Source organism: Micromonospora sp. MW-13 (assembly GCF_003434305.1).
In the GTDB taxonomy this organism is placed as follows: domain Bacteria; phylum Actinomycetota; class Actinomycetes; order Mycobacteriales; family Micromonosporaceae; genus Micromonospora.
The window spans coordinates 69,078-82,083 of record NZ_QKKX01000002.1; the positions used below are offsets into that span (position 1 = coordinate 69,078).

Annotated in this window: 11 protein-coding genes; 9 read left to right on the forward strand and 2 right to left on the reverse strand. The window is 73.0% G+C overall.

Annotation, left to right across the window (positions count from 1 at the left end; all coding sequences use genetic code 11):
• Positions 1–254: 254 nt before the first annotated feature.
• The 3 genes from C5N14_RS01560 to C5N14_RS01570 all read left to right on the forward strand — a co-directional run bounded on the left by C5N14_RS01560 (position 255) and on the right by C5N14_RS01570 (position 4,548).
• Positions 255–1,217: a hypothetical protein gene (locus tag C5N14_RS01560; RefSeq protein WP_207892588.1), complete on the forward strand. Its 963-nt coding sequence runs from the start codon at positions 255–257 to the stop codon at positions 1,215–1,217.
• 36 nt (positions 1,218–1,253) lie between these two features.
• Positions 1,254–2,807 (forward strand): fused MFS/spermidine synthase, encoded by a 1,554-nt coding sequence (locus tag C5N14_RS01565; RefSeq protein WP_117665004.1) that lies wholly within the window; start codon positions 1,254–1,256, stop codon positions 2,805–2,807.
• A 70-nt stretch (positions 2,808–2,877) separates the two neighbouring features.
• Positions 2,878–4,548 carry a serine/threonine-protein kinase gene (locus C5N14_RS01570; RefSeq protein ID WP_117665005.1) on the forward strand — a complete coding sequence of 557 codons (1,671 nt, stop codon included), beginning with the start codon at positions 2,878–2,880 and terminating at the stop codon, positions 4,546–4,548.
• A gap of 16 nt (positions 4,549–4,564) precedes the next feature.
• Here C5N14_RS01570 and C5N14_RS01575 read toward each other — a convergent pair whose 3' ends face one another.
• Both C5N14_RS01575 and C5N14_RS01580 read right to left on the reverse strand, forming a co-directional pair.
• On the reverse strand, positions 4,565–5,233 hold the full coding sequence (locus C5N14_RS01575) for a TrkA family potassium uptake protein (RefSeq protein WP_117665006.1): 669 nt from the start codon (positions 5,231–5,233) through the stop codon (positions 4,565–4,567).
• A complete protein-coding gene (locus C5N14_RS01580; RefSeq protein ID WP_117665007.1) occupies positions 5,223–6,557 on the reverse strand; it encodes a TrkH family potassium uptake protein in 1,335 nt (444 codons plus the stop codon). The genes C5N14_RS01575 and C5N14_RS01580 overlap by 11 nt, the downstream gene beginning before the upstream one ends.
• Before the next feature lie 140 nt (positions 6,558–6,697).
• Between C5N14_RS01580 and C5N14_RS01585 the strand changes: the two genes are divergently transcribed.
• From C5N14_RS01585 to C5N14_RS01610, 6 genes are all read left to right on the forward strand, one after another.
• Positions 6,698–7,429, forward strand: coding sequence for a glycerophosphodiester phosphodiesterase family protein (locus C5N14_RS01585; protein ID WP_371685782.1), 732 nt, complete (start codon positions 6,698–6,700; stop codon positions 7,427–7,429).
• 867 nt (positions 7,430–8,296) lie between these two features.
• Positions 8,297–9,502, forward strand: a complete 1,206-nt coding sequence (locus C5N14_RS01590) for a substrate-binding domain-containing protein (RefSeq protein ID WP_117665008.1) — start codon at positions 8,297–8,299, stop codon at positions 9,500–9,502.
• A gap of 3 nt (positions 9,503–9,505) precedes the next feature.
• Positions 9,506–10,249 (forward strand): ABC transporter ATP-binding protein, encoded by a 744-nt coding sequence (locus C5N14_RS01595; protein WP_117665009.1) that lies wholly within the window; start codon positions 9,506–9,508, stop codon positions 10,247–10,249.
• A complete protein-coding gene (locus tag C5N14_RS01600) occupies positions 10,246–10,980 on the forward strand; it encodes an ABC transporter ATP-binding protein (RefSeq protein ID WP_117665010.1) in 735 nt (244 codons plus the stop codon). Before C5N14_RS01595 ends, C5N14_RS01600 begins: the two co-directional genes overlap by 4 nt.
• On the forward strand, positions 10,977–11,867 hold the full coding sequence (locus tag C5N14_RS01605; RefSeq protein WP_117665011.1) for a branched-chain amino acid ABC transporter permease: 891 nt from the start codon (positions 10,977–10,979) through the stop codon (positions 11,865–11,867). The genes C5N14_RS01600 and C5N14_RS01605 overlap by 4 nt, the downstream gene beginning before the upstream one ends.
• The gene (locus tag C5N14_RS01610; RefSeq protein ID WP_117665012.1) at positions 11,864–13,000 is read left to right on the forward strand and encodes a branched-chain amino acid ABC transporter permease; all 1,137 of its coding nucleotides are present in this window, start codon (positions 11,864–11,866) and stop codon (positions 12,998–13,000) included. The genes C5N14_RS01605 and C5N14_RS01610 overlap by 4 nt, the downstream gene beginning before the upstream one ends.
• The last annotated feature ends 6 nt before the right edge of the window (positions 13,001–13,006 follow it).

Here is a 13,006-nt window from a genome sequence, read left to right on the forward strand (position 1 = left end):
GACCCTGCGTCGACATCGACGTTCGGCGAGGTCTCGGGGCCTGGTGGCGGGCCGTCGGTCCGGTATCCTGACCGGCGGTCTCCGCCCAGCAGGCCGCCGCCCGGCGCCGGTGGGGGACGCCGCCGCGCCGAGGACGACCCCGGCGGTCAAGGGAAGGGACGCTGCCCGTGCCCAGTACCAGCCTCATCCGGCGTCACGGCACCGGGCCGCTGACCGCGCTGCCCGGCCGGCGCGGCCGGGGGGCGCTGACCGTGCTGCTGGTCGCCGTGGCGCTGCTGCTCGGCGTCGGGGCGGTGCCCGCCTCGGCCGAGCCCAACGAGGGCGGGACCAAGCAGCTGCGCGACTCGCTGGAGGCCGCCGCCAAGGGGCACATCGAGGCCAAGGCGAAGCTGGACAACTCCAAGCGCCGGCAGCAGTTGCTGACCGTCCAGTTCAAGGTCGTCGAGACCCGGCTGGTGGAGCTGACCGCGCAGGTCAACGAGGTGGCCGTGCAGTCGTACCGGCTGGGGCGGGTGAGTGCCCCGGCGCTGCTGTTGCAGAGCGCGTCGCCGGAGACGTTCCTGCGCCGTGCCGCCGAGCTGGACGTGATGGCCCAGCGGGACAGCCGCCGGCTGCGCGACCTGGCCCAGGCCCGCGACGAGGCGACCCGCGCCAAGATCGCCGTCGACACCGAGGTCCGCGAGCAGCGGAAGCAGCTCGTGGCGCTGGCGAAGAAGAAGCAGGAGGCCGAGAAGGCGCTGGCCGCCGTCAGCTCCGGCAGCGGCGCCGGGTTCAGCGGCGGCTCCTCCTCGGCCAAGCCGGCCCCGCGCAACTCCGACGGGTCCTGGCCGTCGGAGTCCTGTTCGGTCAACGACCCGACCACCTCCGGCTGCATCACCCCGCGCACCCTGCACGCCATGCAACAGGCCAAGGCCGCCGGCTACAAGCGGTACGTCTCCTGCTTCCGCAGCGGCGGCAGCGGCGAGCACCCCAAGGGACGGGCCTGCGACTTCTCCGCCGCCACCAGCGGCTTCAAGGACGAGACGGCCACCGGCGGCGACAAGGCGTACGGCGACAGCCTGGCCAACTACTACAAGAACAACGCCAGCCGGCTCGGGGTGCTCTACGTGATCTGGTACCGCCAGATCTGGATGCCGAACACCGGGTGGCGGGCGTACAGCGGCAGCGGCAGCCCCGCCGCCGATCACACGAACCATGTTCATCTCTCGATGTACTGACCCGGGCTGCCAGCTTCGCTGCGTACCATCGCGACGGTGAGCAGCTCATCGTCCGACGTCGCGACCGAGCCGGCGCGGCCCGCGCCGCCCGCCGACCGCGCCCTGCCCAACGGGCTCGCCGCGTTCCTGGTCTTCGCATCCAGCGGCGCGGTGCTGGTGCTGGAGACCGTCTCCCTGCGCCTGGTCGGCCCGTACGTGGGGGTCACCCTCCAGGTCACCAGCTCGGTCATCGGCATCGCGCTGGCCGCGATCGCGTACGGGGCGTGGACCGGCGGCTGGCTGGCCGACCGGCGGGACCCGCGCACCCTGATCGCCCCGGCGCTGGTGCTCGCCGGCATCGCCACCGCGGTCACCCTGCCGGTCGTCCGGTACGCCGGCGAGCTGCTGCGCGGCGGGGCGGCCAGCGCCGTCCTGCTGCTCACCGCGCTCGCCGTGTTCGTGCCGGCGGCGCTGCTCTCGGCGGTCACCCCGCTGGTGGTCAAGCTCCAGCTCGCCGACCTGCGGCGCACCGGTCAGGTGGTCGGCCGGCTCTCCGGCATCGGCACGCTCGGCGGCATCACGGCCACCCTGCTGACCGGGTTCGTGCTGGTGGCCGCGCTGCCCAGCACCGCCATCGTGCTCGCCCTGGCGGTGCTGCTCGGGGGCACCGGGCTGGGCCTGGGGGCGTACCTGCACCGGCGGGCGCGCGCGGGGCTGCCCGGTCCCGGCCGGGCGAAGGTCGCCGTGGCGGTGCTGGGGCTGGTCGGGGCCGGGCTGACCACGGTCGCCCCGAACCCGTGCGACGTGGAGACGGCGTACCACTGCGCGTCGGTGCAGACCGATCCCGATCGCCCGTCCGGGCGGACGCTGCTGCTGAACTCCGCCCAGCACTCGTACGTCGACCTGAACGACCCGACCCACCTTGAGTACGCGTACACGCGGTGGATCGGCGCGGCGGCCGACGTGGCCGCGCCGGCCGGGCAGCGGCTGGACGCCCTGCACCTGGGCGGCGGCGGCTTCACGGTGCCGCGCTACCTGACCGCCACCCGGCCGGGCACCGACAACCTGGTCTTCGAGATCGACGGCGGCCTGGTCGAGCTGGACCGGGCGAAGCTCGGCGTACGCGCCGGCCCGGACCTGCGCACGGAGATCGGTGACGCCCGGATGCTGGTCGGCCGGGCGGCCACCGACAGCCGGGACCTGGTGGTCGGCGACGCCTTCGGGCACCTCGTGGTGCCCTGGCACCTGGCCACCCGGGAGATGGCCGACGAGGTCAACCGGGTGCTGCGCCCCGGCGGGATCTACGTGCAGAACGTCATCGACTACCCGCCCGGCCGGTTCGTCCGCAGCGAGCTGGCCACCGTCGCCGCCGCGTTCCGGCACGTCGCCCTGGTGGCCCCGCCCGACGCGGTCGCCGGCCTGGTGGGGTCCAACTTCCTCATCGTCGCCTCCGACGCGCCGCTGCCGCTGGCCCCGCTGCGGCAGCGGGTGTCCGGGTTGCCCGAGACGGCGGGCGTGCTCTCCGGCGAGGTGCTGGACGCGTTCGTCGGCGACGCGCTGGTGCTCACCGACGACTACGCCCCGGTGGACCAACTGCTGGCGACCGCCTGATCGGGTGATTGGCTGACCGATTCTGACCGTCGAGGGTTAGGAACGCCCAGCTCGGGCAACAACTCCGACCATGGGTGGAGCGGTCCGTAACGGCGCACAGCTGCTCGGTGAGCGGTACCGGCTGATCGAGCAGCTCGGCGCGGGCGGCATGTCCGTCGTCTGGCGGGGGTACGACGAGGTGCTGGGCCGGCAGGTGGCGGTGAAGGTGCTCGCCTCCCGGCTGGCCAGCGACCGGGCGTTCCGGCACCGGATCCGGATCGAGGCGCAGGCCGCCGCCCGGCTCTGCCACCCCAACATCACGAACGTCTACGACTACGGCGAGTCCGAGCAGGTCGGGCTGACCGTGCCGTACGTCGTCATGGAGCTGGTCGACGGCGGCCCGCTGAGCGCCCGGCTCGGCCGGGGCGGGACGCTGCCCTGGCGGGAGGCGGTGACGATCGGCGCGGAGGTCACCTCGGCGCTGGCCACCGCGCACGCCCGGGGCGTGGTGCACCGGGACGTCACCCCGGGTAACGTCATGCTCACCTCGACCGGGGTGAAGGTGGTCGACTTCGGCATCTCGGCGCTGGCCGGGGAAAGCGAGAAGGGGCCGGACGGCACCCTGCTCGGCACCCCCGCGTACCTGGCGCCGGAGCGGCTGGACAACGGCCAGGTCTCCCCGGCCACCGACGTGTACGCCGTCGGCCTGCTGCTGTACCGGATGCTCACCGGCCGGCTGCCCTGGCAGGCGAGCACCACCACCCAGATGCTCCGCGCCCACATGTACGCCGACCCGAAGCCGATGCCCGGGGTGCCGGGGCTGCCCGACGAGGTCGCCGAGCTGGTGCGCCGCTGCCTGGCCAAGCGCCCCGCCGACCGCCCGGCCACCGCCGAGGTGGCCCGCACGCTCGCGGAGGCCGCCGGGATGCTGGCCGCGGTGCCGGTGTCGCCGGCCCCGGGCCCGGGCGACGAGACCCAGCTCGACCCGGCCGTGCTGGCCAACGCCGGCACCACGATCCTGCCCTGGTCGACCGACACCGACGCGTTGCCGTTCTCCGGCCGGACCCGCGGCCGGAAGGCCGTCGCCCGGCGGCGCAGGGTCGAGGCGGGGGTCGCGGCGGCGGGCCTGGTCGCGGTGACCGCGACGATGTGGGGGGTGACCTCCCGCAGCCCGGCCAGCGGCGGCGTGGAGCAACCCACCGAGGCCCGGATGGGGCTGACCGGTCCGCCCCCCTGCGCCGTCGACTACTCGCTGCGCAAGGACTCCGGCAAGGACTTCTCGGCCGAGCTGACCCTGACCAACACCGGCGACCGCGAGCTGCGGAACTGGACGATGAGCTTCACGTTCCCCGGCCAGCAGACGGTGACGAAGGCCGACCCGTCCGTCCACCAGCAGGGCCGCACCGTCGAGGTCCGGCCCGCCGCGACGCAGGTCGCGCTGGCTCCTGGCGCGGCCCGCAAGGTCGCCCTCACCGGCCGGTACACCGGGGCGAACCCGCTGCCGGTGGAGTTCCGCCTCGGCGACACCACCTGCCGGGTGCAGGTCTCCGGGGTGGCCGGGTCGGTGCCGAAGGCCGCCCCGACGCCCAAGGCCCCGGTGAAGACCACCACGAAGAAGGCGACGGTCGCCAGGGCCGGCTCCGGCTCCTCGGGCGGGGGTGGCTCGGCGAGCGGCTCTGGCAGCAAATCGAAGGCGAAGGCCGAGAAGCCCGCGAAGCCCGGCAAGGCCAAGAAGCCCGTGCAGCCAGGCAAGGGGAAGTGACCGGTCGGGCGGCCGGTCAGGTCAGCGCGGCGAAGCGCTGTAGCTGGGCGATGCTGCCCTCCACGATCAGCATGCTTCCGGCGGTGAGCACGGTGCCCGGGTCCGCGTACCGGAACCGCTCCCCAGGCCGCTTCGCCCCGACCACCATCACCCCGTAGCGGTCGGCCGGGGCCAGCTCGCGCAGCGGCCGGCCGACCAGCGCGTCCGGCACCCGGACCCTGGCGATGGCGAAGTCGTCGCCGAACTCGATGAAGTCCAGCATCCTGCTGACGATCAGGTGCGCCACCCGCTCCCCGGTCTCCGCCTCCGGGAAGATCACGTGGTGGGCGCCGACGGAGCCGAGAATCTTCGCGTGCTTCTCCGAGGTCGCGCGGGCCCAGATCTGCGGTATCCCCAGCTCGGCCAACGCGAGGACGGTCAGCACGCTGGCGTCCAGCGAGGCGCCGATCGCCACCACCACCCGCCGGAAGTCGGTCACCCCGATCTGGCGCAGCGCGCCCTCCTCGGTGGCGTCCGCCTGCACCACCCGGTCCAGCGACCGGGACCACTTCTGTACCCGGTCGGCGCTGTGGTCGATGGCGAGCACTTCGTGGCCGAGTTGGGTCAGCGACGTGGCCAGGTGACAGCCGAACCGCCCCAGGCCGATCACCACGACGCCGGTGTCGTCCGTGTTCCTAGCCGACAATGGGTTGCTCCTCGGGGTAGCGGTACAGGCGCCGTCGGGTGTTCAACGCGATTGCGGACCCGAGGGTGAGCGGGCCGACCCGTCCGATGTACATCAGGGCGGTCAGCAGGTACACGCCGGGAGCGGGCAGTCGCGTGGTGAGCCCGACCGTGAGGCCGGTGGTGCTGAACGCCGACGTCACCTCGAACAGCGACTGGTAGTAGCGCACTCCGGTGGTCACCAGGACCACGCCCAGCGTGCCGACGGCGACCAGCGCCACGCTGAGCAGCGCCACGGTGAGCGCCTGGCGCTGGCTGGCCTCGGCCACCCGCCGGCGGCCCACCGTGACGTCCGGCTCGCCGCGCAGCTCCGCCCAGATGACGAAGGCGAGCAGGAAGAAGGTGGAGACCTTGATGCCGCCGGCCGTGCTGGCCGCGCCGCCGCCGATGAACATCAGCGCGATCAGCAGGGGGTAGCTCTCCTCGCTCAGCTGTCTGACGTTGATCACGTCGAAGCCGCCGGTGCGGCTCAGCGCGATCTGGGTGAACGAGGCCAGCACCTTGCCGGGCGGGTCGTACCCGCCGATGGTGTGGGGGTTGTTCCATTCGGCGAGCAACAGGCAGCCGAAGCCGCCCACCACCAGCACCACGCTGCCCCAGATCGTCAGCTTGGTGGCGATCTGCCACCCGGCCGGCCGCCGCCACTTGCGTACCGCCTCGAACAGCGCGGGGAAGCCCAGCCCGCCGACGATCGCCCCGAACGCCAGCGGCAGTGACACCCAGGGGTCGCGGGAGAAGGCGAGCAGCCCGTCGGAGTAGAGGGTGAAGCCTCCGTTGTTGAACGCCTGGACGGCGTGGAAGACCCCGTACCAGAGTGCCCGGCCGGGTGGGTAGTCGTACGTCAGCCACAGCCGCCCGGTGACGATCGCTGTCATCAACGCCTCGCAGGCCAGCACGGTGCCCGCGATCCGGGCCAGCAGCCAACCGACATCGCCGATGCCGTACTCGGCGGTCTCCGCCTGCACCAGCAGCCGGTTGGCCAGCCCCAGCCGCCGGGACACCGCCAGGCTGACCAGGGCCGCCCCGGTCAGGATGCCCAGGCCGCCGACCTGGGTGAGCACGGTGATCATCACCAGCCCGAAGCCGTTCCAGTAGTGCGGGGTGTCGGTGACCGCCAGGCCGGTCACCGAGACCGCCGACGTCGCGGTGAACAGGGCGGTAGCCAGCGGGGTGTGCCTCTCTTCGCTGGTCGCGGCGGGCAGCATCAGCAGGCCGGTGCCGAGCAGGATCGCCGCCAGGAACCCGAACGGCACCAGCCGGATGGGGTGACGGAGTAACCGGCGCACCAGACAATCTTCCTGTTCCGGCCGGTCGCCGGTGCCGAAACGCCCATCCCGGAGACTCACCTTCCGGCCAGTCCTCGACCAACTTCCCGTCAACCGGACCCGGTCTGCTGAGCGCCATCCCTCGACGACAGGAGACGGCGTTGCGACGTGCCCTTTCCGCCCTCGGCGTGGCCGGCGCGTTGCTCGCGGCGGCCGTGGTGGTGCCGGCCGTGGTGGTGCCGGCCGTGACGGCCTCGGCCGACCCGCGGCCCGGCCCGGAGCAGTCCTGGGCCGCCGACCGGCCGATCGTGGTCGGCCACCGGGGCGCCAGCGGCTACCGGCCCGAGCACACCCTGGAGGCGTACCGGCTGGCGATCCGGATGGGCGCCGACTACATCGAGCCGGACCTGGTCTCGACGAAGGACGGCCAGCTCGTCGCCCGGCACGAGAACGAGATATCCGGTACGACCGACGTGGCGGCCCGCCCCGAGTTCGCCGTCCGCAAGGCGACGAAGACCATCGACGGGGTGGCGGTGACCGGCTGGTTCACCGAGGACTTCACCCTGGCCGAGCTGAGGACGCTGCGGGCCAAGGAGCGGCTGCCCCTGGTGCGGGTGGCGAACACCGCGTTCGACGGCCGGTTCCCGGTGCCCACCCTCCAGGAGGTCATCGACCTGGAGGAGCCGCTGGTCAAGGTGCTCAGGGCCAACCGACTGACCCACCGCGACGACCCGGTGATCATCCAGTCCTTCGAGACGGCGAACCTGCGCAAGCTGAACGGGATGATCGACATCCCGCTCGCCCAACTCCTCGCGCGGCCGGCCGCCCGTACGACTTCACCGTCAACGGTGACCCGCGCACCTACGCCGACCTGGCCTCGGCCGCCGGCCTGAAGTGGATCGCCGGATACGCGAACGGGGTCGGCGCGCACAAGAACCTGATCGTTCCCCGGGACGCCGCCGGCGGGCTGCTGGCCCCCACCACCCCCGCCGCTGAACCCCGCGCCGGCCTACCCCGCCGCTGAACCCCGCTCCCAGTCTCGCCGCTCCCAGTCTCGCCGCTCCCAGTCTCCCCGCTCCCGTGTCCCCGTCTTCTTGTTCCGTCGTTCGGCCCGCCACTCCAGGCCCGGGGTCGGCGGGCCGATGCCGTCCGGACAGGACCGGCCGGTGCTCGCAGTCACCATTCGGTTGCCTATGGAGCTGATGTCGTGAACGACTCAAGCGCTGCTGCCCCTCGCGCCGCCGCGCGTCGTGTTTCGCGGTGTCAGTGACACCGGGTGGTCCCGCCGGCCCTGGTCCAGGTCGTCAGTGACCTTGCGGCGCGAGGGAGACGGGACCTGCCCGGGTTCACCGACACGGAGTCGACCAGCCCGCCAGAGCCCTCGGCTCGGCCCCCCGTGCCCGGCGCCCGGAACGGGTGTCGCGGCGGGGCTGAGTCGTTGAGGACATCAGCTCCAAAGGCGGCGAGTTAACTAACTGGTGAACCGGCCGGCGGTACCGGTGCGCGATCGACCGGCGACCGGCGACCGGCGACCGGCGGGTGGCGGGTGGTGGCGGGTGGCGACACATGGGCGCGGTGGGCGGTGGGTAGGCGGACCGCCGCACGTCGGGGGCGATGTCACGCGCAGCGGGTGGTTGTCCCGGTCGGCCACCCCACCAGCGTTACTTATGTGTTTCCGCCACATGGCCCGTGGGTGACGTCACTTCTAGCGTGAGCCGACACATGACGTTCCTTCCTCCGAGTCCTCACGTGGAGTCGCAATGACGGTCCGGACGACGCGGCGGGTGTTCCTCTCCGCCGCCACGATGATGGCTGCGGCGCTCGCCGCCACGGCCTGTGGCAGCCCGCAGGACACCGCCTCCGGCGGCGGTGACGGCGCCGCCCCGGTCAAGGTCGGCCTGGTCTACTCCCAGTCGGGAGCCCTGGCCAGCTACGGCAAGCAGTACGTCGAGGGGTTCAGGGCGGGCCTCGACTTCGCCACCAGGGGCACCGGCAAGGTCGGCGACCGGACGATCGAGGTCACCGAGGTCGACGACGCGGGCGACCCGGCGAAGGCGGTCTCCGCGGCCAAGGACCTGATCGGCAAGGGTACGAAGATCATCGCCGGCTCGACCTCGTCCGGCGTGGCCCTCCAGGTGGCCCCGATCGCCGCCCAGAACAAGGCGCTGTTCATCTCCGGCCCGGCCGCCACCGACGCCGTGACCGGGGCGAACAGGTACACGTTCCGGTCCGGGCGGCAGTCGTACCAGGACGTGGTGACCGCGAAGTCGTTCATCGGCGACCCGGCCGGCAAGAAGGTGGTCGTCTTCGCTCAGGACGGCGCGTTCGGCGACGCCAACGAGGCCGCCGTGAAGGCCGTGATCGGCGGCGCCGGGGCGAGCGTGACCAGCGTCCGCGCGCCGGCCAGCGCCACCGAGTTCACCCCGTTCGCCAGCCAGATCAAGGCCGGCAAGCCCGATCTGCTCTTCGTGGCCTGGGCCGGCACCACCGCCCCCGCCATGTGGCAGACCCTCGACCAGCAGGGCGTGCTCTCCTCCACCACGGTGGTCACCGGCCTGGACATCCGCGCGTCCTGGCCGACCTTCGGCGCGGCCGGCAGCAAGATCTCGTTCCTGTCGCACTGGTTCGACGGGGCCGCCGACACCGAGGCCGCGAAGGCCGCCAAGGCCAAGGTCCCCGGCGGCACCCTCGACCTGTTCCACCCGGACGGCTTCGCCGCCGCGCAGATGGTCGTCCGCGCGGTCGAGCAGGGCGGCGACGACGTGGACAAGATGGTCACGGGCCTGGAGGGCTGGAGCTTCGAGGGCGTCAAGGGCACGATGAAGATCCGCGCCGAGGACCACGCCCTGCTCCAGCCGATGTTCCAGGCCAAGCTGGCCGGCAGCGGCACCGCGTACACGGCGACCGCCCAGAAGAGCCTGACCGGCGACGAGACCGCGCCGCCGGTCGGCCAGATGAAGGGCTGACCCGTGCTCGCCACCCGTGGTCTGACCTGGCGGATCGGTGAGGTCGCCATCGTCGACAGCGTCTACCTCGACCTGGCACCCGGGGAGTTCCTCGGGGTCATCGGGCCGAACGGCGCCGGCAAAACCTCACTGTTCAACCTGATCACCGGCCTGCGCCCGCCGACCGCGGGTCAGGTCCTGCTGGACGGCGAGGACGTCACCGCTCTCCCGCCGCACCGGCGGGCCCGACGCGGGTTGGGGCGCACCTTCCAGTCGTCCTCGGTCTTCGGCTCGCTGAGCGTGCGGGAGAACGTCCGGCTCGCCGTACAGGCGCACCGGGGTGGCTCGATGAAGCTGTGGCGGCGGGCGGCGGCCGACCGGGAGGTGGCCGCCGCCGCCGACGCGGCGCTCGACCGGGTCGGCCTGCACCACCGGGGTACGGCCCTCGCCGGCACCCTCGCCCACGGCGAGAAGCGCAAGCTGGAGATCGCCCTGCTGCTCGCCGGGGAGCCCCGGGTGATGCTGCTCGACGAGCCGATGGCCGGGGTCAGCGCCGAGGACGTGCCCGAGCTGGTCGCGGTCATCAAGTCGTTGACCGACGACAGCGGCCGGGCGGTGCTCATGGTGGAGCACCACATGGACGTGATCCTGGAGCTGGCCGACCGGATCGCCGTGATGCACCACGGGGCGCTGCTGGCCTGCGACACCCCGGAGACCGTGATGGCCAACACCACGGTCCAGGAGGCGTACCTGGGGGAATCGCTGTGAGCGCGACGGGTGAGCCGGTCCTGACCGTGGCGGACCTGTCCGTGCGGATCGCCGGGTTGCACATCCTCCAGGGGGTGTCGTTCACCGTCGCGCCGACCGGCGTCACGGTGCTGCTCGGACGCAACGGCGTCGGCAAGACCACCACGCTGCGCGCGATCGTCGGTCTGACCCCGCGGAACGGCGAGGTGCGCGGCACGGTCCGGATGGGCGCGCAGACCCTGCTCGCCCGACCCACCCACCGGCTGGTCCGCGACGGGCTCGGGTACGTGCCGGAGGACCGCTGCGTGTTCGCCGGGCTCACCGTCGCGGAGAACCTGCGGCTCGCCGAGCGGCGGGGCACCACCCCGGCGTACGACCGGGTCTTCGCGCTCTTCCCCGAGCTGGACCGGCGCGGACGGCAACGGGCCGGCTCGCTCTCCGGCGGGCAGCAGCAGATGCTCGCCATCGGCCGGGTGCTGCTCAACGACAACCGGCTGCTGCTGGTCGACGAGCCGACCAAGGGGTTGGCGCCGAAGGTGGTGACCGAGGTGGCCGAGGTGCTGGAACGGGTCGCGGAGTCGGTCCCGGTGCTGCTGGTCGAGCAGAACCTGGCCGTGGTCCGCCGGTTGGCCCGGGACGCGGTGGTGCTCTCCGCCGGCCGGGTCGCGTGGCACGGGAACGCCCACGAACTGCTGCTGGAGACGGCCCTGACGAAGTCCCTGCTCGGCGTCGGCCCGGAGGTGCGCGCGTGAACACCGTCGTGCTGCTGGCGCTGACCGGGCTGGGCCTGGCGGCGCTGTACTTCCTCGTCGCGTCCGGGCTGTCGCTGGTGTTCGGCCTCGCCGACGTGCTCAACTTCGCGCACGGGCTGTTCCTCGGCGTGGGGGCGTACGCGACCTGGTGGGCGGCGGGCAACCTGCCCGGCGCCGGCGCGGAGGGGCTCGGCTTCGTGCTCGCGGTCGCCTTCGGGGTGGCCGCCGGCACGCTGGTCGCGGTGCTGGTCGAGCTGGTGCTGATCCGGCCGCTGTACTCGCGCACCATCGAGCAGGTGCTGGTCACCGTCGGCCTGTCGCTGGCCGGGGTGGCGCTGCTCCAGGCCACCTGGGGCGCCGACGCCCGGCCGTTCCCCCGCCCCGAGTGGACCCGGCGGGTCACCGGGATCCTCGGCGCGCAGGTGCCCAACGGCGGCCTGCTGCTGATCGGCGCGGCCGTGCTGGTGCTGGGCGGGCTGCTGGCGTTCCTGCACTGGACCCGGTACGGCCTGATCATCCGGGCCGGGGTGGAGAACCGGGAGATGGTCACCGCGCTCGGCATCGACGTGCGCAAGGCGTTCACCCTGGTCTTCGCGATCGGCGGGGCCGCCGCCGCGCTGGCCGGCGCGCTCGGCGGCGTCTACCTCGGCACCGTCTCGCCGGGCCAGGGCGGTTCACTGCTGATCTTCGCGTTCATCGTGGTGGTGATCGGCGGGATGGGCTCGGTGGTCGGCTCCGCCTACGCGGCGGTCGCCGTCGGCCTGCTGCAACAGTTCGTCAACTACTACGGCGCGTCCGGCGTCGGCGACCTGTGCGTCGTCGCGCTGCTGGCCGTGGTGTTGCTGCTGCGTCCCCAGGGCATCGCCGGAAAGGTGGCTCACGCATGACCGAGTCCGTGGTGGAGGTGCCCCCGGCGCGGGTGCCGGACGAGTTGACCCCGCACCGGCGGGCCTGGCACGGGCTGCGGCCGTACCTGCCGCTGCTGGCGCTGGCGGTCGCGGCGGTCCTGCCGTACTCGACGGTGCGGTTGCCCGGAATCTTCGAGGGGCCGCTGAACTCGCCCGGCACCCTGCAACTGCTCGCCGTCTGCCTGGTCTTCGGCGGCCTGGCCGCCGGCTACGACCTGCTGTTCGGCCGCACCGGGATGCTCTCCTTCGGGCACGCCCTGTACTTCGCCGCCGGGGTGTACGGCACTGACATCCTGATCACCCGGGCCGGGCTGCCGCTGTGGCAGGCCGCGCTGCTGACCGTCACCGGCGGGACGATCCTGGCCGGCCTGCTCGGCGCGGTGGCGCTGCGTACCGCCGGGATCGCGTTCGCCATGGTCACCCTCGCCTTCGCCCAGGTCGGGGCGATCCTGGTGGCCCGGGACTTCGGCGGGCTGACCGGCGGCGAGGAGGGGCTGCCGCTGGACGTGTCGGGGCTGCCCGCCGGGCTGGTCGGGGTGGCGAACACGGTCAACCTGTACTGGCTGGCGCTGGCGTACCTGGCCCTGGTGGTCTTCGTGGTGCACCGGGTCGCCGGCTCGCCGACCGGGCGGGTGCTCGCCGGGCTGCGCGACGACGAGCGGCGGATCGGGGTGCTCGGGCTCGACCCGTACCGGTTCAAGCTGGTCGCGTTCACGCTGGCCGGCGGGCTCGCGGCCAGCGGGGGAGCGGTCTACTGCCTGATCGTCGGCGGCGCGTCCCCGCACATCACCTCCAGCGAGCTGACCCTGTCGCTGCTGGTCATGGTGGTGCTGGGCGGTCCCGGCACCCGCTGGGGCCCGGTCCTGGGCGGCATCCTCTACATGTACCTGGACCACCGCCTGACCGCCTTCGGCACCAGCGACGCGGTCGAGGCCCTCCCGGCGTTCCTCAGCCGCCCCCTGAGCCAGCCCCTGTTCGTCCTGGGCACGGTCTTCATCCTGGCCGTCTACTTCTTCCCCGGCGGCCTGGCCAGCCTGAGATCCCGCCTGGCCCCCCTCGTGAAGGCGGGGCGGGCGGAGCCGGAAGGGAGCCGGGTGGGGCGGCGCTGGTAGAAATGC